Source organism: Syntrophales bacterium, assembly GCA_030018935.1.
Classification (GTDB): Bacteria; Desulfobacterota; Syntrophia; order Syntrophales; family CG2-30-49-12; genus CG2-30-49-12.
In genome coordinates, this window is sequence record JASEGZ010000009.1 from 25014 (window position 1) to 51962 (window position 26949).

25 protein-coding genes, 1 tRNA gene and 1 other RNA gene are annotated in these 26949 nt (G+C 48.4%); 11 read left to right on the plus strand and 16 right to left on the minus strand.

Features of this window, described 5'->3' with window-relative positions:
- Positions 1 to 52 precede the first annotated feature (52 nt).
- The 3 genes from QMD03_03265 (at position 53) to QMD03_03275 (ending at position 4466) form a co-directional block, all read left to right on the plus strand.
- Positions 53 to 2545 (plus strand): pyruvate formate lyase family protein, encoded by a 2493-nt coding sequence (locus QMD03_03265; GenBank protein MDI6776251.1) that lies wholly within the window; start codon positions 53 to 55, stop codon positions 2543 to 2545.
- A 38-nt stretch (positions 2546 to 2583) separates the two neighbouring features.
- Entirely contained in the window at positions 2584 to 2958 is a 375-nt protein-coding gene (locus QMD03_03270; GenBank protein MDI6776252.1) for a hypothetical protein, read from the plus strand.
- 113 nt (positions 2959 to 3071) lie between these two features.
- Positions 3072 to 4466 (plus strand): class II fructose-bisphosphate aldolase, encoded by a 1395-nt coding sequence (locus tag QMD03_03275; GenBank protein MDI6776253.1) that lies wholly within the window; start codon positions 3072 to 3074, stop codon positions 4464 to 4466.
- 60 nt (positions 4467 to 4526) lie between these two features.
- On the opposite strand, the gene QMD03_03280 is transcribed toward QMD03_03275, so the two are convergent.
- From QMD03_03280 to QMD03_03290, 3 genes are all read right to left on the minus strand, one after another.
- A complete protein-coding gene (locus QMD03_03280; protein ID MDI6776254.1) occupies positions 4527 to 5264 on the minus strand; it encodes a sugar phosphate nucleotidyltransferase in 738 nt (245 codons plus the stop codon).
- A 69-nt stretch (positions 5265 to 5333) separates the two neighbouring features.
- Positions 5334 to 6629, minus strand: a complete 1296-nt coding sequence (locus QMD03_03285; GenBank protein MDI6776255.1) for a hemolysin family protein — start codon at positions 6627 to 6629, stop codon at positions 5334 to 5336.
- Positions 6622 to 7890, minus strand: coding sequence for a hemolysin family protein (locus QMD03_03290; protein MDI6776256.1), 1269 nt, complete (start codon positions 7888 to 7890; stop codon positions 6622 to 6624). The genes QMD03_03285 and QMD03_03290 overlap by 8 nt, the downstream gene beginning before the upstream one ends.
- A 198-nt stretch (positions 7891 to 8088) precedes the next feature.
- On the opposite strand from QMD03_03290, the gene QMD03_03295 reads away from it, so the two are divergent.
- The 6 genes from QMD03_03295 (at position 8089) to QMD03_03320 (ending at position 13546) form a co-directional block, all read left to right on the plus strand.
- Positions 8089 to 8946, plus strand: coding sequence for a prohibitin family protein (locus QMD03_03295; protein ID MDI6776257.1), 858 nt, complete (start codon positions 8089 to 8091; stop codon positions 8944 to 8946).
- Between the two features lie 32 nt (positions 8947 to 8978).
- A complete protein-coding gene (locus tag QMD03_03300; protein MDI6776258.1) occupies positions 8979 to 9347 on the plus strand; it encodes a zinc ribbon domain-containing protein in 369 nt (122 codons plus the stop codon).
- A gap of 103 nt (positions 9348 to 9450) precedes the next feature.
- Entirely contained in the window at positions 9451 to 10779 is a 1329-nt protein-coding gene (gene purD, locus QMD03_03305) for a phosphoribosylamine--glycine ligase (protein MDI6776259.1), read from the plus strand.
- Between the two features lie 47 nt (positions 10780 to 10826).
- Positions 10827 to 12386, plus strand: a complete 1560-nt coding sequence (gene purH / locus QMD03_03310) for a bifunctional phosphoribosylaminoimidazolecarboxamide formyltransferase/IMP cyclohydrolase (GenBank protein MDI6776260.1) — start codon at positions 10827 to 10829, stop codon at positions 12384 to 12386.
- A 15-nt stretch (positions 12387 to 12401) separates the two neighbouring features.
- Positions 12402 to 12914, plus strand: a complete 513-nt coding sequence (gene purE / locus QMD03_03315; GenBank protein ID MDI6776261.1) for a 5-(carboxyamino)imidazole ribonucleotide mutase — start codon at positions 12402 to 12404, stop codon at positions 12912 to 12914.
- Positions 12899 to 13546, plus strand: a complete 648-nt coding sequence (locus QMD03_03320) for an L-threonylcarbamoyladenylate synthase (protein MDI6776262.1) — start codon at positions 12899 to 12901, stop codon at positions 13544 to 13546. Before purE ends, QMD03_03320 begins: the two co-directional genes overlap by 16 nt.
- Before the next feature lie 190 nt (positions 13547 to 13736).
- On the opposite strand, the gene ssrA is transcribed toward QMD03_03320, so the two are convergent.
- Both ssrA and smpB read right to left on the minus strand, forming a co-directional pair.
- Positions 13737 to 14090, minus strand: a transfer-messenger RNA (tmRNA) gene (gene ssrA, locus QMD03_03325).
- 91 nt (positions 14091 to 14181) lie between these two features.
- Positions 14182 to 14646, minus strand: a complete 465-nt coding sequence (smpB, locus tag QMD03_03330) for an SsrA-binding protein SmpB (protein ID MDI6776263.1) — start codon at positions 14644 to 14646, stop codon at positions 14182 to 14184.
- A 274-nt stretch (positions 14647 to 14920) separates the two neighbouring features.
- Between smpB and eno the strand changes: the two genes are divergently transcribed.
- On the plus strand, positions 14921 to 16213 hold the full coding sequence (eno, locus tag QMD03_03335; protein ID MDI6776264.1) for a phosphopyruvate hydratase: 1293 nt from the start codon (positions 14921 to 14923) through the stop codon (positions 16211 to 16213).
- Here the strand turns inward: eno and ptsP are convergent.
- Both ptsP and QMD03_03345 read right to left on the minus strand, forming a co-directional pair.
- Complete coding sequence (gene ptsP, locus QMD03_03340) at positions 16200 to 17993, minus strand: phosphoenolpyruvate--protein phosphotransferase (GenBank protein MDI6776265.1); 1794 nt, start codon at positions 17991 to 17993, stop codon at positions 16200 to 16202. The genes eno and ptsP overlap by 14 nt on opposite strands.
- A complete protein-coding gene (locus QMD03_03345; protein ID MDI6776266.1) occupies positions 17990 to 18262 on the minus strand; it encodes an HPr family phosphocarrier protein in 273 nt (90 codons plus the stop codon). Before QMD03_03345 ends, ptsP begins: the two co-directional genes overlap by 4 nt.
- Positions 18263 to 18735: 473 nt before the next feature.
- Here QMD03_03345 and QMD03_03350 point away from each other — a divergent pair, with 473 nt between their 5' ends.
- Positions 18736 to 18975: a PxxKW family cysteine-rich protein gene (locus tag QMD03_03350; GenBank protein MDI6776267.1), complete on the plus strand. Its 240-nt coding sequence runs from the start codon at positions 18736 to 18738 to the stop codon at positions 18973 to 18975.
- Here the strand turns inward: QMD03_03350 and QMD03_03355 are convergent.
- The 9 genes from QMD03_03355 to QMD03_03395 form a co-directional block, all read right to left on the minus strand.
- On the minus strand, positions 18972 to 19310 hold the full coding sequence (locus QMD03_03355; GenBank protein ID MDI6776268.1) for a MerR family transcriptional regulator: 339 nt from the start codon (positions 19308 to 19310) through the stop codon (positions 18972 to 18974). The two genes, QMD03_03350 and QMD03_03355, sit on opposite strands and share 4 nt — an antisense overlap.
- Before the next feature lie 213 nt (positions 19311 to 19523).
- Positions 19524 to 19799 carry an integration host factor subunit alpha gene (locus QMD03_03360; GenBank protein MDI6776269.1) on the minus strand — a complete coding sequence of 92 codons (276 nt, stop codon included), beginning with the start codon at positions 19797 to 19799 and terminating at the stop codon, positions 19524 to 19526.
- Positions 19800 to 19823: 24 nt separating this feature from the next.
- Entirely contained in the window at positions 19824 to 22250 is a 2427-nt protein-coding gene (gene pheT, locus QMD03_03365) for a phenylalanine--tRNA ligase subunit beta (protein ID MDI6776270.1), read from the minus strand.
- A gap of 2 nt (positions 22251 to 22252) precedes the next feature.
- Complete coding sequence (pheS, locus tag QMD03_03370; GenBank protein MDI6776271.1) at positions 22253 to 23269, minus strand: phenylalanine--tRNA ligase subunit alpha; 1017 nt, start codon at positions 23267 to 23269, stop codon at positions 22253 to 22255.
- Positions 23266 to 23625, minus strand: coding sequence for a 50S ribosomal protein L20 (gene rplT / locus QMD03_03375; GenBank protein MDI6776272.1), 360 nt, complete (start codon positions 23623 to 23625; stop codon positions 23266 to 23268). The genes pheS and rplT overlap by 4 nt, the downstream gene beginning before the upstream one ends.
- A 121-nt stretch (positions 23626 to 23746) precedes the next feature.
- The gene (rpmI, locus tag QMD03_03380; GenBank protein MDI6776273.1) at positions 23747 to 23950 is read right to left on the minus strand and encodes a 50S ribosomal protein L35; all 204 of its coding nucleotides are present in this window, start codon (positions 23948 to 23950) and stop codon (positions 23747 to 23749) included.
- A 228-nt stretch (positions 23951 to 24178) separates the two neighbouring features.
- Positions 24179 to 24688, minus strand: a complete 510-nt coding sequence (gene infC / locus QMD03_03385) for a translation initiation factor IF-3 (protein ID MDI6776274.1) — start codon at positions 24686 to 24688, stop codon at positions 24179 to 24181.
- Between the two features lie 120 nt (positions 24689 to 24808).
- Complete coding sequence (thrS, locus tag QMD03_03390) at positions 24809 to 26722, minus strand: threonine--tRNA ligase (protein ID MDI6776275.1); 1914 nt, start codon at positions 26720 to 26722, stop codon at positions 24809 to 24811.
- A 152-nt stretch (positions 26723 to 26874) separates the two neighbouring features.
- Positions 26875 to 26949: transfer RNA gene (locus tag QMD03_03395), tRNA-Val, on the minus strand.

Consider the following 26949-nt stretch of genomic DNA (forward strand, 5'->3'; position numbering starts at 1 on the left):
GGTTCAGGCATATTACAGGGGGGATAAACCTTAACCAAAGGAGGGTGATATTATGGAAACGATGGCAAAGGAAAAGGAAATTCAGGAATTGGTAGAGAAACGACAGTGGTGGGATGTGGCTGAGAAGGCCCGCTCCAAGAGACTTAACTATTTGAGGAAGGCTGTGTGGAAGAAGGGAGCGCTTGGTGGGGTATATACACCTGGTCTCAAGATCTGCCTCGACTTCCCCCGGCTCTTCACCGAAGCGTGGAGGGAAAACGAGGACATCCCCATCATACTGAGGAAAGCCAGAGCATTGGCTAATGTGTGGGAGAATATACCCATATTTATCACTGATCAGGCTCAACTTGTTGGGTACCTCGGTAGCGCTCCCCATACGATGGCATGGCACTGGCAGGCGGCAAGTATGATTAATGAAGAGATCTATAATGAGACCGGCATCATACCGGAGCCGGAGAAAGAATCGTTAAAGCTTATAGCGGAGTTCAATGACTATTGGGGAGGTAAGACATCGCTGGATCTTTTCACAAAGGTTGTTGATCCTGAGGATGGGGTCAAGTTTATGAGTGGCGCCATCGGTTGGGGTACCCCTTCCTCTGCCGTAACGTATGCCACCAGGGACTTTGGCTTCATATTTAAAGGCTTTGAGGCCATAATTGATCAAATTGATCGAGAGATGGAGAAGGCCGAGGAGATAACCCATGGCACTCCAAGTCCAGAAATCTTTTCCTACTATGAAAAGTTTCATAAGTGGGAAGCCATGCAGACTGTGCTTAAGGCCGCCATCGCCTATGCCAGGCGCTACGCACGGCTTGCACGGATTATAGCTGATAACTTTGAGAGTGATCCCAAACGGAGGGAAGAGCTATTGAGAATTGCTGAAACCTGCGAGCGGGTACCGGCCAAGCCGCCCAGAAACCTGCAGGAATCCATCCAGTTTGATCTTTTCGTGAATATTTTGAACAGGTATGAGGCGGGAGAATTTGCCTGGCCCTGCCGTCCTGACTATATTCATGGTCCCTTCTATGACAGAGACGTAAAAGACGATAAGCGTTTGACAGAGGATGAAGCCCTCGAATTGATCGGTGAATTCATGATCAGGGCGTATGAGATTGGTATGTTTGCGCCCAGGTGGACCAGGGAAGGGCTTCAGGGTATCGTTGGTACCTGGGTATGGACCATTGGTGGAGTTGACGAAGATGGCAATGATGCCTGCAACGATATGACCGTTGCGCTAATGAAGGCGGCAAGGTTCGTGCGCGTGGCAAATCCGACCTTTTCCTTCAGGTGGCATCCCAGAGTGAAGGATGAGGTATTCAGAGAGGTATTCGAGTGCATCAGGCATGGTCTTGGGTATCCGAACGTACGTAACGATCCTGTCCTGATCGCCAATGGGATGTACTGGCATGGGCATCCATTAAAGGAAATGAGGACGTGGGTAAATCAGGCCTGCATGTCACCATGTCCCACTACAAAATACGGCTGTCAGCCTTTCCGTATGGCCTCCTGCACAGCCAATACTGCCAAAATGGTCGAGTATGCCTTGAGCAATGGCTATGATCGGGTGGTCAATATGCAAATGGGACCCAAGACTGGTGATGCCAGGAAGTTTAAGGACTTTGAGGAATTATTTGCCGCCTGGGTCAAGCAGATGGAATGGATAATGAACATTCTTATACGTACCGTGGCCCTTGGTCGGGTCAAAGACCCCGAATTCTACTCAAGACCCATGCTATCCGCCTGCTATGAACGTGCGGTTGAGACGGGGACGGACGCTGTTGATCCCTCTAATGGGGAGCGGGGGAATACATGGATTACCTGGTTCACCTGGGTGGAGAACGTGGATAGCCTTGCAGCCGTTAAGAAGTTAGTTTTTGATGAAAAGAAGTACACTATGGAAGAGTTGATAACTGCCCTCGAGGCCAACTGGGACGGCGATGAAGAAATGCGGCTTGACTTCGTGAGAAATGCGCCCAAGTGGGGTAACGACGATGATTACGTGGATAGCATCATGGTTCGCTGCTTAAAGGAGATTGCACGTCACTCTTGGGAGATAAAGGGTCCGGAGGGGAAACCGTTTCCAGCTCTACCGGAGAACGTGAGTGGCAACATCCACTATGCCAATATCGTTGGTGCTCTGCCCAACGGCCGCAGACTGGGCGACGCTCTTTATGACGGTGGTGTCTCTCCTGGGCCAGGTCTTGACAGAAAAGGACCAACTGCGGTTTTAAAGTCCGTAGGCAAGATTGATCACATAACTCAAGGCCGTGCCTTCCTGCTGAACCAGCGGCTTTCCCCGATCCAGCTTGCCGGTGATAAAGGCTACCACCTCTGGAGATCATACATGAAGACATGGGCTGACCTGGGGAATGACCATGTACAGTTCAACATGGTAGACGATTCAACCCTGAGAGCTGCTCAGAAAGATCCCGAGAAGTACTCCGAGGTAATTGTCCGGGTTGCCGGTTACAGCGCGCACTTTGTGGACATCAGCCGTAAGACCCAGGACAATATTATCCAGAGGACCGTTCAGGGATTAGGCTAATTTTGACTACGAACAGCTTAAAACAGGGAGGAAAGGAAATGGTGCGATCGCGAAGAGAGGAATGGGAACAGATGCGAAAGAGTATGACCAGTCAGTTCTCTACGGCTAAAGGCGTAGAAGGTCGAGAAACCGTACCCGATAAGGCCTGTGGGAAGTGTAAGAACTTTTCCGAAAACGCCTATGCATCCGATGGAAGGGGATCTTGCGGGGTCTTGAAGATGGGGAGTAACTTCCTTGTAGACCCGCCCATTTTTGTTCTGGAGGGGGAAGCAGGGCTGATGTGCATGTTCAATATAGATGCCAGCCGATGTAAATATTATGAGATGATGGAATTCATTGATACCGATGGCACAGAGTGTGCCGACCCGCAGTTCCGCCGTGCCCAGAGGCAAATGGAAAAGACCCTGAAATAGTGCAGGAGGTTGGGGGGATCCCCCCGGTCTTCGGGATCTCCCCAACTTCGAGCGTGTGAAGTGCTTCCGGGAGGAAGCTCAGGCCGCTACATAGCTCTAAAGGGGTGAGTTCTATGATTTATGAAAATATGGATCAGTTGAAAAAAGGTCTGGAGGGGATACTGGAGGTTGCCGGCGATGATGTCATGGTACTTGATGAGGAGAGGTTCCGGTGTTCTCTCATTGATGCTCTGATCTATTCCGCCGTCTTCAGTCCCTGTCAAGAAACGAGGGAAGCTGCCCGATGGCTGATCAGGCGGGCCGGGGCGTCCCTTGGGGTTGTTTCTGCGTCTATCCAGTCTCTCTATGAGGCGATGGGTCGCAAGGAGGTGTCTGGTTTTACGGTACCGGCCATCAACATCCGTGGTCTCACCTATGAAGTTGCCCAGGCCGTTATTCGTGCCGCCATAAAGAACCGTGTGGGGCCCGTGATCTTTGAGATCGCCCGGTCGGAGATCGGTTATACCCTCCAGCGTCCGGCGGAATACACCAGTGCAGTGACGGCTGCGGCCATCAAATGCGGGTACTGTGGTTCTCTGTTTATGCAGGGGGACCATTTCCAGGTAAGTGCAAAAAAATTCCTCAAAGACCCGGCAGCAGAGGTTCAGGCAGTCAAAGATCTGATCTGGGAAGCTATAGAAGGCGGATTTTATAATATTGATATTGATACCTCAACACTGGTGGATCTGACGAAACCCACGGTGGCCGAACAACAGAAGATGAATTATACCCTGGCGGCAGAGTTGACGACCATGATCCGGGATCTGGAACCTGCCGGTGTGACAATTTCTGTGGGCGGTGAGATCGGTGAAGTAGGGGGGGAAAACAGCACTGTCGAGGAGTTGCGGGCCTTTATGGATGGTTATCTCGAAGAACTGAAAAAAAACGGCGAAGATCTGAGGGGCATCAGTAAGATCAGCGTCCAGACTGGTACCACGCATGGCGGCGTTCCTCTACCAGATGGCAGTATCGCTAAAGTGAAGATTGATTTTGCTACCCTTGAAGAGCTATCCGAGGTTGCGAGGACAGAATATGGCCTTGCCGGTGCTGTTCAACATGGGGCCTCCACCCTCCCCGATGAGGCCTTTGATAAATTCCCCGCGATCAAAACGGCGGAGATCCATCTGGCGACGGGCTTTCAAAATATCATTTACGACAGTCAGAACTTTCCTGCCGGGCTCAGGGATAAGATTTACCACTATCTAAAAACGGAACTCATCAGCGAGCGGAAAGAGGGCGATACAGAGGAACAGTTTATTTATAAGACCCGAAAGAAGGGGTTTGGTCCCTTCAAAAGAGAACTATGGCATTTTCCCTCGGATACGTTGCATGCCCTCGGTAAGGAACTGGAAGATAAGCTTTCCTTCCTGTTCCATAAATTGAATGTCGGCGATACGGAAGAGCTGGTCAAGAGATTTGTGAAGCCGGTGGTTGTTCCCTTAAAAGTCCCTCCGGCCCTGAAAGGATAGTCTTACGTCTTATGGCCACGACGGAGCGTGGCCCTCCTCTTATGACTTATGACTTATGACTTATGACATACGACATACGACTTTAAGGTCGTCAGGTGTGTTGATACCCATAACTTCCTTGGGGTCGCTTGCGGTAAACGATCTGACCAGGTGGCCCTCCCTGCATGCAATCTCAACAATATCCGTCAGATAATACTCTTCCTGGGTGTTCTCACGCCCAATTTTTGCCAGTGCCTCAAAGAGAAATTTACTTTCCACGCAGTATATCCCGCTATTTATCTCCCTGATTCTCTTCTCCTCCTCCGTAGTATCTCGTTCCTCCACAATTCTCAGGACCTCCCCTCTTTCCCCCTTGACCACCCTCCCGTAACCTGAGGGATTATCGTGGGTAGCTGTAAGAACAGTAACTACCGAGTTTTCTGAAATATGATATTCAAACAGGGCGCGAACCGTGGAAGACCGGAGGAGGGGCACATCACCACAGAGGATAAGGATGGTACCGTCATAATCAGGGAATGGTTCCTGTGCCTGAAGTACGGCATGGCCGGTACCCAACTGCTCGCGTTGCTCGACAAAGATTAATCCTTCATCCTTGAAGGCTTCTCTAACGAGGGATGCCTGATGCCCGATGATGACTACAATTTTCTCTGAACCAGCCGCCCTGGCCACATCCACCGGATACGTCAGCATGGGCTTCCCGCAAATAGGATAGAGCACTTTTGCCAGATCAGACTTCATTCTCGTTCCCTTGCCGGCAGCAAGGATAATGGTACACAAGCGTCTTCTTTTTCCCGTCATGTTTTTACCTAATGAAAAAGTGTCTGAAGTGCCTAAAGTTAAGGTAATATCTTCTAACTTTAGCTCACTTTAGGCACTTAACTTGATCTCAGGAGGAAATACAACCAGAACTTCTCTAATGGCTTTCATATCGGCATCTTCAATCACAAAGAGTATGTCACCATCTCTAAGTGTCTCCTTCCTCTTTGGTATCCTTCCCATCCTGTAAAGCAAAAATCCACCCAGAGTCTCATAGTCTCCTTCAGGAATTTCGAGGGAAATCATCCGGCGTATCTGTTCCACACTGATCTGTGCCTGGAAAAGATACTTCCCCGGACCGATCTTTTTGTACAGTTTTTCTCCGTATTCATCATCAATCTCACCAACGATCTCCTCCAGGATGTCTTCAATTGTTACGATACCCACAGCGCCGCCGTATTCATCAACAACAATAGCCATTCTTTCGCCCCTTCCCTGTAGCTCAACGAGAAGCTCTTTTGCCAGTTTCGTTTCTGGGACATAAAATACCGCCGGTCTGAGACAGGAGGCGGTAGTATCGTCTTCAGACAGGGGGGGCCGGCCCCCCTGGTCATGTCCGTGCAAGGCATTGAGAAGATCAAAATAATGAAGAATACCTGTGATATTGAATGTCTGGTCGCGGTAAACGGGAATACGCAGGTATTTTTTTTCTGCCGCAAGCAGAGAAGCTTCCCGGAGTGTGGCCGTCACCGGCAGGGCAGTCATCGTAGATAAGGGAACCATGATCTTACCGACAGTCACCTCACTAAAATCAAAGATGCGCTTGACCATCTCCTTTTCTCTGCTTAGAATGTCACTTCGGGGTCCCCTGTTGCTGAGAATGGCCTTTAACCCCTCCCTCGTTATATAAGGGGAGGGGCTAACATCTTTTTCTCCCGTAAAGATACTAACGGTTCCCCGGGATATTCTCGAAATTAGATAGACTACGGGAAACAGTATCCATGATGCTATCCAGATAAACCAGCAGAGTCTTGTGGCCACAAATTCCGCATGTTGCTGACATATACTCTTGGGAATGATCTCAGCCATAAGGAGGACTGTTGGCACCATCACTACGGCGGACATAATCCCACCCTGAACCGCTCCAAAGATAGATATAAACACAGCGGTGGCAACTGTCGTGCCGGTAACAGCGCATAAATTGGTTCCCGTCAGGGCTGTTGCGAAAAACCACTCCGGTCTTTCTAAAAGTTTAATTGTAAGCGCGGCGGATCGTGATCCGCTTCTGGCCTTCTGTCTGATCTTGTTAATGTCAGAGCTTATGAGGGCAATCTCTCCCCCGGAAAACAAACCTTCCAGAGATAAACAAAGTATTATCAATAGGAGAGACAAGAGGTTATCACTCATCTTGTTCAGCCTTTTTTTCTACCCTTATCGTTAAAATCCTGGCCTTGCCCATTCTTTCCACTCTGAAGATACAGTCCCCCTCCCCAAAATGCACCTCTTCCCCTGGTGATGGCAGTTTTCCGAAAAGATGGAAAACGAAGCCACCCACCGTTTCATAATCTTCCGCCGGTATGGATATATCCATAAGGTCGTTGAGGTCATCGGTTGACAACTTACCCGACACCATGAGCGTTCTGTCATCTATCCTCTCCCACAGGTTTCCCCTGACACCATATTCATCGTAGATATCTTCAAACAGGTCCTCGACAATATCTTCGAGGGTCACCAGACCTGCAACGCCGCCGTATTCATCAACCACAATGGCAATTTGCATCTTCCTTACCTGAAAATCCAGGAGCAGGCTACCAACACTTTTTTCCAGGGGGACGAAATAAGGTTTTCTTAAAAGTGTTTCTACATGAGCCGGTCTTTTCCCTGAGATTCTACCCACAAGGTCCCTAACAAACAGAATCCCCCGAATGTCATCCTTGTCAGTTCCATAAATAGGTGTTTTTGTATGCCCGGTTTTGATAATTTCTCTTTCCAACTCCTCCATACTCAGGGAAATGGGAAGGCAAAATATATCTACCCGGGGGACCATAACCTCTGAGACAGGCTTATCGGCCAGATCGAAGACCCGATGGATGAGATCCCGCTGGGACTCTTCCAGTACCCCCTCCTTTTGACCAACGTCAATAAGGGTTCTAAATTCATCTTCCATCAGGGAACCGCCATTCCTCGCATCATCTCGTGGAGGAAGAGATACAAACCATCCGGATACCCTCTCCAGGGTCCACACGATGGGTCGTTCAATCCGGGAAAAGAACATTAAAAGAGGGGCAACAAATGAGGAAATCTGTATGGGGCGGGTAACGCCAAAGGTCTTCGGGATACCCTCTAAGAGGATGAGGAGCAGGGAAGATGTTACCGCAATGGCAACCCACCTCCCCTCTGTGCCGAGAAGATAGATGAAAAGAGAGGCCATCAGAACAGATATAGTGATATTTACGGTCTCGTTACCAACGATAATGGTGATCAGGAGTCTCCGGGGGTATTTGAGAAGACTGAGAACGTAAGACAGGAAGGGGGAACGCTCCGTTGCCATTTTGTGCAGGTGAAGGGAGGTCAGGGAAAAGAGGGCGGCCTCGGAACAGGAAAAAAATCCTGAGAGGAGGAAGAGAAAAAAGAGAGAGGCAACGTTGAATGTAATCTGATGATCCAAGCTTACAATGTCTTGAGTTAAATAATTCCCGAACGGATCAGTCTTTTTTAACGGACTGCCTTCTTTGGCCGTTCGCTCTTTGTCCGAAAGATATACCAGATTTTGCATGGAAAAGACAGAACAATTTTTATCGTATTTGTTTGACACGGAGAATTTTTTCCGATATTATCAAAAAACTAAAAAAAAGGAGGTAGCACAATGAATGAGAGAGATGTTTACAGGGCAAAAGAGGACATGCAGTCTATAATGAAGAAAGTCCCCAGGCTGGCATGGATTATTGGAGCAATTCTGGTGTTTTTCCTGTTGTTTTTAAGGCCATGGGTTCAGGTTGGCGCTGGTGAAAGAGGGGTTGTCCTTAATTTTGGCGCTGTTCAAGATGTGGTGTTGAATGAAGGACTGCATTTCAGGATACCTATCATGCAGAAGGTTGCCATAATGGATGTCAAGGTGCAGAAGGCAGTGACTGAAGCCGTATCCGGCTCGGCTGATCTTCAGGATGTGACATCATCGGTTGCGCTTAACTATCATGTCACACCTGATAGGGCAAATGTTGTCTATCAAACCCTTGGGGTAGAATTCAAGGAGCGTATTATAGACCCTGCAATACAAGAGGTAATGAAAGCTGTGTCAGCCAGGTATTCAGCAGAAGAGCTTATCACAAAGAGGCCAGCGGTAAGCGAGGCAATGAGGGCAAACCTTGCTGAAAGACTCATAGCGCACAACATAGCAGTTGATGCATTTTCTATCGTCGCATTCAGCTTCTCACGAGTATTTGCAGAGGCTATTGAGGCAAAGCAAACAGCAGAACAGCTTGCGCTAAAGGCAAAGAGAGACCTGGATAGGATAAAGATTGAGGCAGAGCAGAAGATCACAGCAGCCAGGGCAGAGGCAGAGTCCCTGAGACTGCAGAGGGCAAATATTTCACCGGATCTTATAGAGCTAAGAAAGATAGAGGCCAATCTCAAGGCTATAGATAAATGGAATGGGATCCTCCCCCAGGTTACAGGCGGTGGAGCTGTGCCATTTATTGGCGTAGGTGATATACAGAAGAGATAAACGAATAATCATAAAAAAGGTAGAGAACCCCATTGCTTAGATATGTCTTACTGTTTATCATTGCAGGCATTATCGGAAGCATTGTAGCTAAAAGAAAAGGTCGTAGCCCCGTATGGTGGTTTGTACTATGTGCGGCTATCCCATTACTTATTGTTGTTATTGCAGTGCTTTCACCTATGGTATCTGAAGGGTATACTCAAAAGTGCCCTTACTGTGCAGAGATTATTAAAGAAGATGCAATAGTTTGTAAGCATTGTGGCAGGGAGCTGCCCATAGAGATGATCAAGGTTCAAAACAAAAGGAGTATTTTGCAAGGATGGAGTTTGAGAGAAAAAAGAAAGTCGAAGAAGAAAAACACAGGAAACTTCCAGTACCCCCCTCCTTTTAACCAACGTCAATAAGGGTTCTAAATTCACCTTCCATCAGGGAACCGCCATTCCTCGCAAAGACCATTTTTCGCCAGGATCAGCGGCTTACAGCAGCAAATGATAGGGACATGTCAAGATGTTGAACGTACTTTTGATCGGCAATGGCGCCCGGGAACACGCCATCGCTGAGGCCCTTGCCCGGTCGAGCCGGCAACCGAAACTTTTCTCTTACATGAAATCCAACAACCCCGGCATTGCCTCACTTTCAGAAAAGGTTACCATTGGCAGCTACAGTGAACTTCCGGCAATCAGTGAATTTGCGAGGGCATGTCATATTCATTTTGCCGTGATCGGTCCCGAAGAACCACTTAACAATGGAGTGGCCGATGCCCTGAGAGAGGTGGGGATTCCGTCCATGGGCCCCTCAAAGAACCTGGCGCGTCTCGAGACTTCAAAGTCCTTCACGAGGCGTTTATTCGAAAAATACCGGATCCCGGGAAATCCAGGATTTAAGACATTTTCCTCTCTGAATGGCATTAGGGAGTTTCTCGACGAACTGGACGGTATTGTCATCAAGCCCGATGGACTGACCGGTGGCAAGGGGGTCATGGTGCAGGGAGATCACTTTCAGACCAGGGAAGAAGCGATGGACTGCTGCCGGACCATCCTGAAGGAATATGGGAATGTGATTATTGAAGAGAGGATGGAGGGGGAAGAATTCTCCCTTCAGTGCCTCTGTGACGGCAAAACCGTCGTGGCAACACCCCCTGTCCAGGACCATAAGAGACGATTTGCCGGCGATAGAGGCCCGAACACGGGGGGGATGGGTTCATATTCCTGTGAAGACCATACCCTGCCTTTTTTGCGTCCTGAGGACATCGCGGAAGGTCTTAACATTACGCGGCAGGTGGCCGATGCTATATATAGAGAGACGGGAGAATACTACAAAGGGATCATGTACGGTGGATTCATGGTTACAAGGTCTGACGTCAAGTTACTTGAATATAACGCCCGCTTCGGTGATCCCGAGGCGATGAATGTCCTCCCTCTCTTAAAAACAGATTTTATTGATCTGTGCAAGGCCATCATTGATGGCGCTCTCGACAGGATGAATGTGGAATTTGAGAGAAAGGCAACTGTTTGCAAATATATTGTTCCGAAAGGATACGGCCTCCCCGGTGAGCATCCCGATTCTGTATCTTTATCGTCAAAAATTGAGGTTGGCGATGTGGGCGCCGCACGGCTGTACTATTCTTCTGTTGACAGGAGGGAAGACGGTTTGTATATGACCACCTCGAGAGCAATCGGTGTGGTGGGCATAGCCGATCACCTCGGTGAGGCGGAAAAAATTGCGGAAAGCGCCGTGGCGGCCATCAGGGGGCCCGTGGACCACAGATCCGACATCGGCACAGAAGAGTTAGTCAAAAAGAGAATCCAGCATATGCAAGAAATCAGGGGGCGATAGAAAAAGCTTCCTGTTTACCTGAAATAACTCAACAGGAGATTATGGCAATGAACGAAATCAGGCGGGCGCTGATCAGTGTTACAGACAAGAGAGGGATTGTAGAGTTTGCCAGGGAGCTTTCGCAATTTCCTGTGGAGATCCTCTCCACGGGGGGAACGGCTTCCAAGCTGAGAAGCGAGGGAATAAAAGTCACGGATGTCTCTGATTATACCGGTTTCCCCGAAATGATGGACGGCAGGTTAAAAACACTTCATCCGAAGATACACGGTGGTCTTCTGGCCCTGCGGAATGATGGAGGGCACATGAGAGCCCTTAAAGAACAGGGGATAGGTCTGATTGACATGGTGGTGGTCAATCTCTACCGCTTCGAGGATACCGTGGCAGAAGGCTGCACTCTCCGGGAGGCCGTGGAAAATATAGATATTGGTGGGCCGACCATGCTCCGGGCCGCGGCGAAAAACTACCGCTTTGTCAGTGTCGTGACCGATCCCGAGGATTACCCGAAAATATTAAAAGAGATGAGGGGAACGGGGGGAAAGATCACGGAGGACACCAACTTTGCCCTGGCGGTAAAGACATTTCAACTGACGGCAAAATACGATGCCGCCATTTCCAACTATCTTGGCAGGATAGTTCCCGAGGGGGGAATGAAGGTATTTCCCGATACCTTCACCTTCCAGTTTGTTAAGGCGCAGGACCTCCGCTACGGGGAAAATCCCCATCAGAAGGCCGCCTTCTACAGGGAGATGGGACCCCCTCTTTCCGCCATATCCAATGCACGGCAGCGCCAGGGAAAGGAATTATCCTACAACAACATCATGGACAGCGATGCGGCCTGGCAGATGGTATCCGACTTTGAACTGCCCGCCGCGGTGATTGTCAAGCACGCCAACCCCTGCGGTGCGGCGACCTCCGCTTCCGACATTTCAGAGGCCTATCGGAAAGCACGGGAGACAGACCCCGTATCCGCCTTCGGAGGGATTGTCGCCTTCAACCGTCCGGTGAACAGGAAAACGGCGGAAGCAATAACAGAGACCTTTATCGAGGTTATCATCGCCCCGGCGTTTGACGGGGATGCCATCGCGATATTAGGCGGAAAAAAGGATATGAGGGTCCTGGAGATCCCACCGGCTTGCGGGAAACAGCCTGCCGGTTATGACTTCAGGAGAGTTGCGGGGGGGCTCCTCATCCAGGACAGAGACTGCGAGGAGTTCGATATCAGAAAGGCAAAGGTTGTGACCAGGAGGGCGCCAACGGCAGAGGAGTACCAGGCCCTCGATTTTGCCTGGCGGGTGGTGAAACACGTTAAATCAAACGCCATTGTCTTTGCCGCGAGAGACCAACTGGTCGGCGTGGGGGCAGGACAGATGAGCCGGATGGATTCGGTAAGGATCGCCGGTATGAAAGCAAATCTGCCGACGAAAGGATGCGTTCTTGCCTCGGATGCCTTCTTTCCCTTTCGTGACGGCATTGACATTGCCGCCGAAGCCGGTATTACAGCCGTCGTACAACCCGGCGAATCAATCAGGGATAAAGATGTGATTGCCGCCGCCGATGAACACGGGATGGCGATGATCTTCACCGGAACAAGGCACTTCAAACACTAATGGGAGATGATCAATATGGAAGAAAAAACAGCGGTCTCCGTCAGTGTCGTCATGGGGAGCGACTCTGACCTCCCTGTCATGCAAGAGACCATTCGGATACTCGATACCTTCGGCATCCCTTACGAGGTTTTTTTGACGTCGGCCCATCGTTCGCCGGAGAGGACCTCATCCTTTGCCCGAACAGCGGCGCAAAGGGGCATCAGGGTCATCATCGTCGGGGCCGGAGCGGCAGCCCATCTCGCCGGGGTAATCGCTTCCCAGACCATCCTGCCGGTCATCGGTGTCCCTCTCGAGGCCACGTCGCTCATGGGGCTGGACGCCCTTCTCTCCACCGTGCAGATGCCTGGCGGGATACCGGTTGCCACGATGGCCGTCGGAAAGGCAGGGGCAAAAAATGCGGCCCTGCTGGCCGTCAGGATCATGGCCCTGGAGGATGGGGACCTGCGCGAAAAGTTGCAGGCCTATATACAGGACATGGCACGGGAGGTCGAAAAAAGACAAGAAGATATTTCATGCCAGAAATCCTGAAGATTGACCCATCCAATCCCGATGTAGCCTTGATCGCTGAAGCTGTCCGGATCATGAGAAGGGGAGGGGTTATCGCCTATCCCACCGAGACCTTTTATGGACTGGGTGCCGACGGGAAAAACGAACAGGCTGTGGAGAAGGTCTTCCTGATCAAGGGAAGAGATTTTAAAAATCCAATCTCCCTGATTGTCGGAGACCGAAAAGATTTAATCGGCCTGGTTGATGAAATAACCGATACCGCCCACTGGCTCATGGAAAAATTCTGGCCGGGGGGACTTACCTTCGTATTCAGGGCATCTTCGAGCATACCCTCCCGGCTGACGGGAGATACAGGGAAGATTGGCATCCGTATTTCCAGCCATCCCATAGCAACCATCCTAACAAAGACCCTCTCCCATCCCATTACGGCCACCAGCGCCAATCTGTCCGGGGAAGGTGAATGCTTATCAGCCGGCGAAGTTGTTCAGTATCTCGGGAATCGTATTGATGCTGTTGTTGATGGGGGACCGACACGGGGGGGGAGCGGAACGACTATCCTCGATGTAAGCGCTCATCCTCCGGTGATCCTCCGGGAGGGAATCATTCCCACCTTTCTGATTCAAGATACCTTAAGGAGGATGAATATAAGCTGAACTGATCAATCTAATCTTTTTATAGGTGTGAATACCTGGTAACTAAATCACACCTCATGAATATAGGCAACTGTTTCCGGTTATTTGTGGGAAACTTTGGGTAGATTTCAAAAGACCTTGGAATTATCTTTATGCTCTGCCCGCCGAAGCCCGAGCCGAAGGCGAGGCAGAAAACTCCAAAAATTCATTATGGTGGAGGCGGCGGGAGTCGAACCCGCGTCCGAAAATATTCCACTGCAGCTTCTACGTACATATCCCTTGCTTTGTATTCGCCCCGGAAAACTCCCAAAGGCAGGATTAATCCGGTGCTATCCTGTTTTTGTGTCGCCCTTCTCACTCCAGGAAAGGGAGAAAAGCTATCCTGCCTTAATGACGTCCTCATCTGAACCGACAGGCGGATTCAGGAGAACGTTAGCCGTCTAAGCGGCTAAAGCGTAATCGTAGTTGTCTGCGATTATATGTTTCCTACCTATTTAACGAGGCCTGTAGGAACCTCGGTACGCTTCTACAGCTTCACTATCCCCGTCGAAACCGTGGCGCCCCCAATTGTTCTGAGAGGTTATATAAAGATCATTTTCATTTATTATAAACATTTTTATATTAAAGTCAATAAAAATATTGGCCTGGCGCTGTTGTTATCGCTTAAGATTTCCCATGCTGAACTCCTTTTCCATATCCCGTCGGTGCTGCCTCATCTTGAGGTGCTCTCTTTTGTCATATAGTTTCTTACCTCTGCCAACGCCAATTTCCACCTTTACCTTCCCATTCTTGAAGTACAGTTTTAAAGGAACCAGCGTTAGTCCCTTTTCTCGGGACTTGCCGTAAAGTTTCTTTATCTCTCTCCTGTGAAGTAACAGTTTCCGTACCCTCAACGGATCGTGATTGGACCGGTTGCCGTGTGAATAGGGACCAATGTGCATATCGTGGAGATACACTTCATCATTCTTCACCAGGGCATAGCTGTCCTTCAGGTTTACCTTCCCCTCGCGCGCTGACTTCACTTCCGTACCCATAAGGACAATACCCGCTTCATAGGTATCATCTATTGAGTAGTTGTGCCTTGCCGTCTTATTCTGGCAGATGATCTTTTCTGACATCATATTCTTTCCATTTTTTTAGATGGAGGAAAAGCTCCGTTTTTCTACTTTCTGTCACATCCGATTCATTCCCTTACGATTCCTGCGGGAGAAGTTTACAAAAATTCTGCGGACATATCAAGGGACTTTAGTACCCCTCATGGTATTGCAAGATGTACTTTTGAGAATAGCTTTCGAAGATAGGATTGAAAATTGCTACCGTTTGGTATATAGGAAAACAGAGAAATAACCGCAGGATATAGTATATAACGAATTCCATATAAGGAGGATCTATAATATGACAGAAATTATTGGAGTACATGCAAGGGAAATACTGGACTCGAGGGGGAACCCGACTGTAGAGGCGGAAGTGACACTGATTTCAGGGATTACCGGCCGCGCATCCGTTCCATCGGGTGCGTCAACGGGAGAACATGAGATGCTTGAACTCCGGGACGGAGATAAAAACCGGTATCTCGGGAAAGGTGTGGAGAAGGCCGTTAGCAACATTATCCATAAAATTGGGCCGAAGATCATCGGCATGGACTGTATGAGGCAAAGAGAGATTGATTATGCGATGATTGCACTGGACGCTACGGAGAACAAGGCTTTCCTCGGGGCCAATGCCATCCTGGGTGTTTCCCTTGCCTGTACCAGAGCGGCGGCAGAGGCCTTAGAACTGCCCCTGTACAGATATATAGGAGGTATTTTCGCCAAGGATATCCCCATCCCTATGACGAATATTTTAAATGGTGGAAAGCATGCCGACAATAACGTTGATATTCAGGAATTTATGATCATGCCGGTTGGTGCCCAAAGTTTTAAGGAAGGAATCCGCATGTGTGCCGAGGTTTTTCACCATTTAAAGGCGGTCCTGAAAAGTAAAGGTTACAGCACAGCGGTGGGGGATGAGGGTGGATTTGCACCCAATCTCAAATCCAATGAAGAGGCCCTTTGCCTGATCATGGATGCTATTGAGAAAGCAAAATATAGTCCCGGGAAGGATATATTTATCGCCCTCGATGCGGCAGCAAGTTCCTTTTTCAGCGATGGTAAATACATCTTGTCAGCGGAAGAGAAACCTGACAAAACAGCGGAGGAGATGGTCAGGTTCTACAGCGATCTGGTCAAAAAATACCCGATCATATCCATTGAGGATGGGCTGGCAGAAGATGACTGGGAAGGGTGGAAACTCCTGACAGGTGAGCTGGGCTCTAAAATTCAAATCGTGGGGGATGATATTTTCGTAACAAACAAGACAAGACTGGAAAAAGGCATCTCTCTGGGTGTGGCCAATTCTATTCTGATCAAGCTCAACCAGATCGGAACCCTGACCGAAACCATGGAAACGATGCAGAGGGCGAAGGAGGCAGGATATACAACGGTGATATCCCACAGGTCCGGGGAAACGGAAGACAGTTATATGGCCGATGTGGCGGTAGCGACAAATTGCGGGCAGATTAAGAGCGGTTCTCTCTCGAGAAGTGAGCGGCTGGCAAAATATAATCAACTTCTGAGGATCGAGGAAGACCTTGGTGATTACGCCGTATACAGGGGTAAATCTGCTTTTTATTCCATCAGGGGTAAGTAGCCCGTAGATTGCTTAAGGGAAATACTTCCGGGAATCGCTCACGCATGTAGTTCCCTACATATCCCCGAATCTCGACTGCCGAGGAAAAGGTCATTACCTTTTTTAGGAGTTCTTTGGATTCCTCCAGGGTTGTTTCCCTGATGATCTTTTTAATCCGCGGGATGGCTGAGGGATTCATACTTAATTCATCCAGCTCCAGACCGAGGAGGATCATCGTGCAGGCCGGTTCACCCGCCATCTCCCCACACATGGCTACCCGTATACCCGCTTCATGGCCAACATCAACCGTTTGTTTGATGAGTCTCAAAACTGCCGGGTGAAGTGGTTCATATAAATAGGTAACCCTTTCGTTGATCCTGTCAATTGCTAAGGCATACTGGATGAGGTCGTTGGTCCCGATGCTGAAAAAATCCACTTCCTTTGCCAGCTTATCGGCAATCATAACCGCCGAGGGAACTTCAATCATAACACCGAGCTCTATGTCATTGCCCAAAGGTAGACCCCTGGTAAGGAGTTCATCTTTCACTTCATAAAATATTTTTTTGGCTTCCCTAATCTCCTCGATCCCTGAGATCATGGGAAACAGTATCCTCGTCTTGCCGTAGGCGCTGGCACGGAGAATGGCCCGCAACTGTATCTTAAAGAGGTTAACCTCCTTAAGGCAAAATCGGATCGCTCTTAAACCCATCTGGGGATTCATCTCTTTGGCCAATTTGGGATCAGAGAAAAACTTGTCCCCACCGAGATCAAAAGTTCTAATGGTTGACCATGTCAGACCATCTACCCCAATAACGCGTCTGTAATTGGCAAAGTGCTCCTCCTCCGTCGGAAGTTGTTCCCTGTTAATATAAATAAATTCAGTTCTGTAAAGGCCGATACCATTTGCACCATGTGCTATCGCAGAAGGGATCTCCTCGCTAAATTCTATGTTCCCCCCTATCTCCACCCTATAATTGTCTTTTGTAATGGCAGGAAGATTGGCATCCTTAAGAAAATCCTCCTGGACGTGCTGGTAATCCTCCTTTTTATCTTCGTACCTTTTTAACATTTCTGGAGCGGGATTCACAATGATCAAACCGGAGGAACCATCAACAATAATATCGTCATTAGTCCGCACTACACCGGTAATGTTTTCCAGGCCGACAACAGCAGGAATTTCAATCGCCTGGGCCACAATGGCCGTATGGGAGGTCTTTCCCCCGATATCCGTGGCAAACCCGAGAACCCTTTCAATCTTCATCTGTGCTGTATCCGCTGGCGACAGATCTGGGGCAACGATGATGAACCCTTCACCAACATTAATTACCTCTCGCTTTTCCCCGGCAAGATTCCTCAGAACCCTCTGTCCCACGTACTGCACATCGCTGAACCGCCCCCTGAGATAATCATCTTCTACCTTGGCGAAGATTTCTTTGTATTTGTCAATAGTCATCCCCACGGCCCATTCTGCATTGACAGACATCTCTTTGATTTGCTGGATCGTATGATTGATGAATTTCTTGTCTCTCAAAATCATAATATGGATATCCATAATGTATAATGGCTCCATCACCTCAAGATTAGCGAGTTTATTTTTTACTTCGAGGAGTTGTTTCTCAGATTCCTTCAGGGCTTTCTTGAACCGTTTTATCTCTTTGGAGACAAGGTTTGCATCGCTGAGTTTGTAAAAGGATATTTGGGGGTCGAGACGGTTAAACAGATAAGCCTTCCCTATTGCTATACCAGGAGAAACGCCAATTCCTTTTAAAAGATAGGTCTTTTTCAACACATCAGAACTCATTGATTTTCTCCAAATTTACCTTCGATTAGCCTGCCGAGGGCTTTAACGGCATCGCTGGCATCTATTCCCTCTGCCCTGATTGTAATATGGCCTCCATAAGGACAGGCAAGTGTTAAAATGCCGAGAAGGCTCTTTCCGTTAACTTCTTTACCATCTCTTTCAAAAAATATCTTTGATTTATATTTGTTTGAGACGTTTACCATCTTGGCTGCAGCCCTCGCATGAAGGCCAAGTTCGTTTTTTATTTCAAAAGTTCTTATTTCCACCATGTCAAAAGATTAGCTTTCCTTTGCTCCGCAACTGAAAGAGACAAGATATAGCAGTCCAAAATATTTTGTTCCTGGGTTATATCTTCTGTTTCCTGAATTTTCCTGGAAAGAGCCCCTCCCATCCTTTAGCAGATTGACGAGCTTGACTAACACAAATGTTACGTGAAGTCAATTAACTCTGCGTGACAATTTTTTTCTTGACATGGATTATTTTTTTTGTTAGCTAAGCCCCCCTCGTAATTATAAGCTGTCAACTATCAGCGATCAGTAAGACAGGTCAAAACAAAAACTTACGTATGAGAACTTTTCTTGGGGGTAGGGGCGTATTGCAATACGCCTCTACCCCTGGTATCATCCCGCTTTCACTGAAAACTGAAAGCTGATACTGAACGCTTACTATTTAAGGATATAGAAAGGGAGGATTTCTAATAATGGTCTGTCAAACCATCAAAGTCGGGTCTGAATGCGCTTTTATGACCAAGAAAGGTTGCGTATTTAATGGAGGTAGATGTCATGTTATTATTGATAGGTGCGAATCCTGCAATAATGTTATAAATTATCCTGCTGGTCAGTATTGCAGGGTCTATCCCGATCCTGCCAGCAAATGGCTATCCGGAAATTGTCCAAAAGCATCACACCTCAAGAAGGAAACCAGCGAACCTGTCCAAAAACTCAATCCACTTAAGGCTTCAAAGAGATCGAGTAAACATTAACTCACCATATCCCTGATCTGCTGCAATCCCCTTTTAATTTCTACTAACCGTTTCTGATCGGGATCTTCACCAGCACGGACCGTTTCGCCTATTGTTTTTAACAGTTGCTTTTTTGCACCACTGATGGTGAACCGGTCCGTATAGAGGAGGTTTTTGATAATTACCAGGTCTTGGACATCCTTTTTCCTGTAAAGCCGTTGATCGGACTTTGTACGAATAGGTTTTATCGTTTTGAATTCAGATTCCCAGTACCTGATCACATAAGGCTTAACACCGAGTATTTTGCTGACCTCACCGATACGAAAGTATGCTTTGTCGGGAATCAATGTATCCATACAAAATCCTACGGTTATGGCTAAGGATTGGGGAAAACGAATTTTTTTAGGTTAAAAAAAGTGTTGGAATATAAAGCATGGCAGGCATTTTGCCTGTCTTGATAGGTTGAATCGTAACGACAGCCAGAGATGGTTTCTGGACGGTTGGACATGATCGTAAAAAAGATCGTTCACTTTAGATTATGTGATCTGTCATCGAGATTAGGGCGATATTCATTCGTTCAACACCTTGCGGAGCACCTGGCTTGATTTGAAAGTTAATACTTTCCGCTCAGATATCTCTATAACACCGCCGGTCTGGGGATTCCTGCCCCGGCGGGATTTCTTTTCCTTAATAATAAAATTGCCAAAACCGGAAATCTTTAACTTTTCACCTCGCGTCAGACAGTCTTTCATAACATCAAACACCGACTCCACGATTTTTGCAGAATCTTTCTTTGAAAGCCCTAATTTGTCACATACATTCTGGATTATGTCAATCTTTGTCATCTCTTTCCTCCTCTGATCTTATGCCTAAAGCTGCATTTCTTCTCCCCTGATTTTTGCCCCGGCTGAGGCAACTATGTTTTTTACAATCCTACTATGCACCTGATTGACTTCAACGTCCGTCAATGTCCTGCTGGAAGAACGATATGAAAATCTCAATCCGAGACTCTTCATCCCCTCCGGGATACCCTGACCCGTGTATATATCAAAAATGTGAACTTTTTCAAGTAATTCTTCACCGGTTCCGAGGGCAAAATTAATTATCTTATCTGCCTCGAGGGTTTCAGGGACTAAAAAGGCCACATCTCTCGAACTTGACGGGAATCTTGAAACTTCCTTATAGAGGACCCTGTGGGGAAATTTGGCGGCCAGAACATCTAAGTCAAGCTCGCAGATTATAGCCCGATTTTTTAAGCCCAGACTGGTAAGAATATTTGGATGCACCTCCCCCAGGAACCCGACAAACTGACCACAGATGTAGATTCTGCAGGACCTTCCCGGGTGGAGAAAGGTCTCCGGGTTATCTAAGCTAAATTTTACATCCGAAATTTTTAGATTATCAAAAAGACCTTCAACACATCCCTTCAGATCATAAAAATCTGCGTGCAACTTAGAGCGCCAGAAGTCATCATACCGTAAGCCTGCAAGGAGACAGCCAAGGTGGTTCTTCTCGCAGGGAAGTTCACCCTCTTTTCTCTGGAAGAAGACCCTTCCTATCTCGAATATCTTGAGGTCAAAACAGCCGTCCCGGGTGTTTTTCTCGTATGTATTAAGAAGGCTGTAGACAATGGTTGTTCTCATCACTGACTGATCTTCCGTGAGGGGATTTTTTATCCTCACCAGTTGCCGCCGTTCGTCATCTTTTCTTAGGGCGAGAATATCCACCGACCCAGGACAGATAAAGCTGTAATTGATTACCTCGGAATATCCATATCCCACAAGAACTATCCTTATCCTGTCTTCGAGGATCTTTTTGGGATCCTTTGTGACTGGCGTAACAGAAACATTGGGCAGTTTTATGGGTATGCGGTCATAACCGTAGAGCCTGGCGATCTCTTCGATAAGGTCAATCTCTCTCGTAATATCCACCCTGAATGTGGGTGGATTAACCTGGTACACCCCCTCATCCCTGTCCACCTTGTTGACGATCACTTCGAGGCTTTTTAGAATTCCGATCATTTCACTGCTGTCAATCGCGGTGCCGAGGACTTGTTTGACCTTTTTGGGCCGGAGGGGGATACTTACCGTTTCTATCCTTTTAGGATACTGATCAATGTAATTCTTACAGATCTGCCCACCAGAAAAGTCCGCGATTAACTGGGCCGCCCTGTTCAGCGCCCTGATCACCCCCACGGGGTCGCAACCACGCTCAAACCTGAAGGATGACTCCGTACCCATCCCCAGCGTTCTCGCTGACCTACGAATAGAGGAGGGATTGAAATAGGCGCTTTCCAGAAGAACAGTTTCTGTATTCTCTCTGACCTCGGAATTAAGTCCGCCCATGATACCACCGATGGCCACAGGTTTCGCGCCATCGCAGATCAGTACCGTATCTGCCGGGAGGTTCCTCTCCTTCCCATCGAGGGATGTGAATATCTCCCCCGGGCGGGATCTTCTGACCACGATGCGACCCTCTTCGAGGAGATGGTAATCGAAGGCATGTAGGGGCTGGCCTAATTCCATCATGACAAAATTGGTGCAATCAACAATATTGTTAATGGCCCGCAGGCCCACCGCTTCAAGTCTCAAGCGCATCCAGAGGGGAAAAGGTTTTACCCTGACGTTCCTGATAACTCTGGCACTGTAGCGGGGGCAGAGGTCTGGATCGAGGATCGCAACCGACGTAACGTGATGGATGTCTTCCCCCTCTTCCGAAAATGTGATCCGGGGATACCTCAGTTTTCTCCCGGTAATCGCTGCAATCTCACGGGCCACACCAATAACAGACAGACAGTCGGCACGGTTGGGTGTGATCACGACATCGAGAACTGTATCTTTTAAATCAAGGGCATCTGTTAGGTTACGACCGATAGTAAGGTCGGCGGGAAGGATCATGACCCCTGTCGTGTCCTCACCGAGGCCGAGATCCTTCTCGGAGCAAAGCATCCCCTCCGAGACCTTTCCTCTGATCATTGATCTCTTGATGGTGATACCATCCGGTATCGTTGCCCCCACTTTTGCCAGGGGAACAACATCACCGGGATGTATATTCCCGGCGCCACAGACCACAGGATACGCGTCTTCCCCTGTGGTTACCTCACAGAGGGAAAGTTTATCGGCTTCGGGATGGGGTTTAATAGAGAGAATCTTTGCCACAACCGTTCCGGTAAAGGAGGGGCCCCTCTCATGGATGGCATCCACTTCAAGACCTGCCATGGTCAAACACCCGGCAAGTTCCACGGGCGTGAGCTCTATATCCACATAATCTTTAAGCCATCTCAGACTGAGAAGCATGATTAAAACTGCTCCAGGAATCTCCAGTCATTCTCAAAAAACAGCCGGATATCCGCTATCCCGTATTTGAGCATGGCGATTCGCTCCAGGCCAAGGCCGAAGGCAAAGCCTGACACCTCTTCCGGGTCGTAGCCTACGTTCTTGAACACCTCGGGATCCACCATCCCCGAGCCGAGGATTTCAAGCCATCCGCTCTGACCGCATACCTGGCAGCCATTACCGTGGCACATGACGCACCGAATATCCACCTCGGCGGAAGGCTCTGTGAAAGGGAAAAAACTGGGGCGAAATCTCAGGGTTGTATCCTCACCAAAAACCTGTTTGAGAAAGGATGTGAGAATGCCTTTCAGGTCTCCAAAGGTAATTTCCCTGTCAACCAGCAAACCCTCAATCTGGTGGAACATGGGGGTGTGGGAGATGTCCGAATCGGGCCGGTACACCCGCCCGGGTGAGAGGATCCTTACCGGTGGCCGTTGCTTTTCCATGACCCTGATCTGGACGGGAGATGTGTGGGTGCGCAGGACGATATTATCTTCCACATAGAACGTGTCCTGCATATCCCTCGCAGGATGGTCCTTGGGAATGTTCAGGGCCTCGAAGTTGTAGTGATCCAGTTCGACTTCCGGGCCTTCAACAACCGAGAATCCAAACCCGGCAAATATACCGCATATCTCCTGACAGACCTGAGTTACTGGATGGATGCGGCCATGCCTCACCCCCCTGCCGGGGAGAGTCACATCAATCTTTTCATGGTGGAGAGCCTCTTCTCTGTTCCTTTCGGCTATCCCTCTCAGGATATTCTCTATCTTCTCGGAAAGGGTTTCTTTGATGACATTACCAAGTTTCCCGAAGAGAGGCCTCTCTTCAGGTGTGACACTCCTGATGTCCCGGAGAATCCTGGTTAGAAGACCATTTCTCCCGAGATACTTAGTCCTGACGGCAAGAACCTCCTCTTGCGTCTTTGCGAGACTTAGGTCGGCTTCCGCCTTTTTTTGCAGTTCTTCAAGGTTTCCTATCACGCTGTTAGCCTGGCCTTGACAAGGGTGACGACCTCTGAAAATGCCTGGGGATCATGAATGGCCAGGTCGGCCATTATCTTCCTGTCAATCACCACGCCCGCTTTTTTCATACCTGCGATCAACCGGCTGTATGACATATCTTGCGTACGGGCAGCGGCATTGATACGGGCGATCCATAGTTTCCTGAAATCTCTCTTCCTTGTCCTCCTGTCCCTGTAAGCATACTTCATGGCCCTCTCTACCGCTTCCGTAGCTGTTCTTAACAAGCGGCTTCTGGCGCCGAAGTACCCTTTTGCCATTTTCAGGATCTTTCTCCTCTTTTTCTTGGCGGTTATGCTTCTCTTTACCCTCGCCATCTTATTCTATCTCCTTATACAACATAAGTCATACGTCATATGTCATATGTCATACGTCATACGTCATACGTCATACGTCATATGTCGTACGTCATATGTCATTGACATAATGACTTACGACTTACGACCAAAGACATGGGATCAACCTCCTAATCGCCCCGGCGTTCGTCTTATCGAGAATGGTAGATTTTCTCAAATTTCTCTTCCTTTTTGCCGTCTTCTTTGTTAGGAGATGGCTCGCATAGGCCTTACTCCTCTTTATCTTTCCCGTTCCTGTAACGGAAAATCGCTTTGCCATCCCCCTGTGTGTTTTTAACTTTGGCATACAATCACCTCATTATTCCCTTGTCACTTGGTAACTACTCAGGAGCCAGGAGCCAGAATTCAGGAGCCAGCTTTAAGAAAAAGGCAAAGCCGGATAAAGCCAGGTATAATATTACAAAAGCTTCTCTTGAAGAATACCAGTACTGTGCTTCTATTCTGGATTCTGGCTCCTGACTTCTGACTCCTGAGCAGTTACGTCACTTGTAACTGCTCTCCCAGGTAGTTACTGTCACTTCTTTGGCGCCACAATCATGGTCATATTTCTCCCCTCCCTCCTGGGATGTTGCTCAATAATACATGTGTCTGCCAGCGCATTTTTTACCTCCTCCATGATCTTCATGCCCATGTCGGTGTAGGTGATTTCCCGTCCCCTGAAAATCATTGTTATTTTCACCTTATCGCGTTGATCGAGAAATTTTTTAATATGCTTGATCTTCCTCTGTAAATCGTGTTCCACGGTCTTGGGTCTTACCCTGATCTCCTTGATCTGAATCGTACTCTGGCTTTTCTTCGCCACCTGGAGCTTCTTGCTCTGCTGGTATCTGAATTTTCCATAGTCCATGATCCTGCAAACAGGCGGTGTAGAAGCGGGAGATACCTCTACCAGATCCAGACCCACCTTACCAGCTTCCGCCAGGGCATCTGCCACAGACATAACACCCAGCTGTTGCCCGTCAGGATCAATAACCCTGACAGTGGCAGCCCTGATTTCGCGGTTTACTCTTAATTCCTTGACTATACGACACCTCCTAACCCGGATAAAGCGGAAAAGTGACTAAAGTGAACTAAAGTGTGAAGTGACTAAAGTTTTTGATTTTTCTGTGACTTTAGGCATTTTAGCTCACTTCAAACTTCACACTCATTTAAACTGTGTGCACTTTTCCCGAATCAGGTCAATAAAATTTTCCACACCAATGGTTTCCAGGTTCTTTCCATCCCGCTCGCGGGGAGAAATCCGGCCCGATTCCATTTCCCTGTCTCCGATCACCAGCATGTAGGGAATCTTCATCATCTGTGCCTCCCTGATCTTGTATCCCAATTTTTCATTTCTGAAGTCCTTCTCTATCCGGCAATCGGCATCAACCAGATGACCGTAAACCTTCTCAGCATAGGGGATATGCCTGTCCGTTACGGTAAGGAGAATACCCTGGACCGGCGAGAGCCAGACAGGAAAAGCCCCCCCGTAATGTTCAATCAATACTCCCATGAATCGTTCTATAGCCCCCAGAATCACCCTGTGCAACATCACAGGCCGGTGCTTTTGTCCATCTGCACCTATGTAGCTGAGATCGAACCGCTCAGGCATGGTAAAATCGCACTGAATCGTGGCACATTGCCATTTTCTCTTCAGGGCATCCTTCAGCTTGAAGTCAATTTTTGGCCCGTAAAATGCCCCCTCTCCTTCGTTAATCTCATAGGCGATACCCTTATCTTTCAGGACCTCTTTTAAGGCAGTCGTGGCCATTTCCCAGTTTTCATCCGAACCGATAGAGTTTTCCGGCCTTGTGCTGAGTTCTACCTCATAGCTAAAGCCGAAGATGTCCATCGCATAAGCGACAAAATCGGCAATTGCCTTAATTTCGGCATTTAGTTGTTCCGGTGTACAGAGGATATGGGCATCATCCTGGGTAAACTGTCGCACCCGCATGAGACCATGAAGAACTCCGGTCTTTTCGTGCCGGAGAACAGTGCCGAGCTCAAAGTACCGGACGGGCAAATCCCGGTAACTGTGGATATTTGCTTTGTATATCAGCATGTGGGAGAGGCAGTTCATGGGTTTTACACCGTACGACTGACCTTCCACCTCGGTAAAATACATACTATCCCGGTAATGATCGAAGTGCCCCGATTTTTTCCAGAGATCGAGCTTTAAGATCTGCGGCCCCATCACCATTTTATAACCACGCTTCAAGTGTTCTTTCTTCTCCCAGTCTTCAATGATTTCCCTCAATATGGCGCCTTTGTGATGGAAAATGACCAGCCCTGCTCCTGCTTCCTCATTTATCTGAAAAAGGTTCAGTTCTTTTCCCAGCTTCCGGTGATCTCTCTTTTTGGCCTCTTCGATTAGTTGGAGAGATTCAGCGAGCGCCTCTTCCGTCGCAAAGCCGGTTCCATAGATCCGCTGGAGCATCTTATTTTTCTCGTTACCCCGCCAGTAGGCACCTGCCACATTCAACAGCTTGAAGGCCCTGATCATCCCTGTCGAGGAGATATGTGGTCCACGGCAGAGGTCCAGGTATCCCCCTTGACTGTAGAGACTGACCGTTTCTACGTCTTCCGGCAGATCATTTAAAAGCTCAACCTTGTACGACTCACCCCTCTCCTTGAACTGGGAAACAGCTTCATCTCTCGATACCTCTTTGCGTTGAAATGGATAATCAGCAGCGGCTATTTCCCTCATGCGGACCTCGATCTTTTCAATATCTTCCGGGGTAAATCCTCTATCGTACTCAAAATCGTAGTAAAAACCATCTTCAGTGGCAGGACCTATGCTAACCTGAACATCTTTGAAGATTTCCTTGACAGCCTGGGCCATCACATGTGACATGCTGTGTCTGAGAATCCCCAGACCCTCTCTGGACTCAAGATCAATCACATCGAGAGACACATCTTCCCCAAGGGGATGGCTTAAATCCGCAGGAACACCATTCACCTTAGCCGCAACTATAGAAGACAGATCGTGCCTCCACGAGGCAATGATCTCCTTTATGGTAACTCCGGCGGGATATGAGACCCTCAAACCATCCGGTAAGGTGATCTTGATTTCCTTCATCGTCTTAGCTTTCCAACTCCCACTTTGTTGGTTCAAGTCTCAGACTTGAACCAACAAAGGCCAACAAAGGAAAGGGCATCACCACATGATTCCTCTGATGCCCCTCTCAAGCCTACCTGAACAGTTACTAAGTTTTTATCTGATTTTAAAAATGGTAGGCACGCAGGGATTTGAACCCTGGACATCCACCGCGTCAGGATGGCGCTCTCCCCCTGAGCTACGTGCCT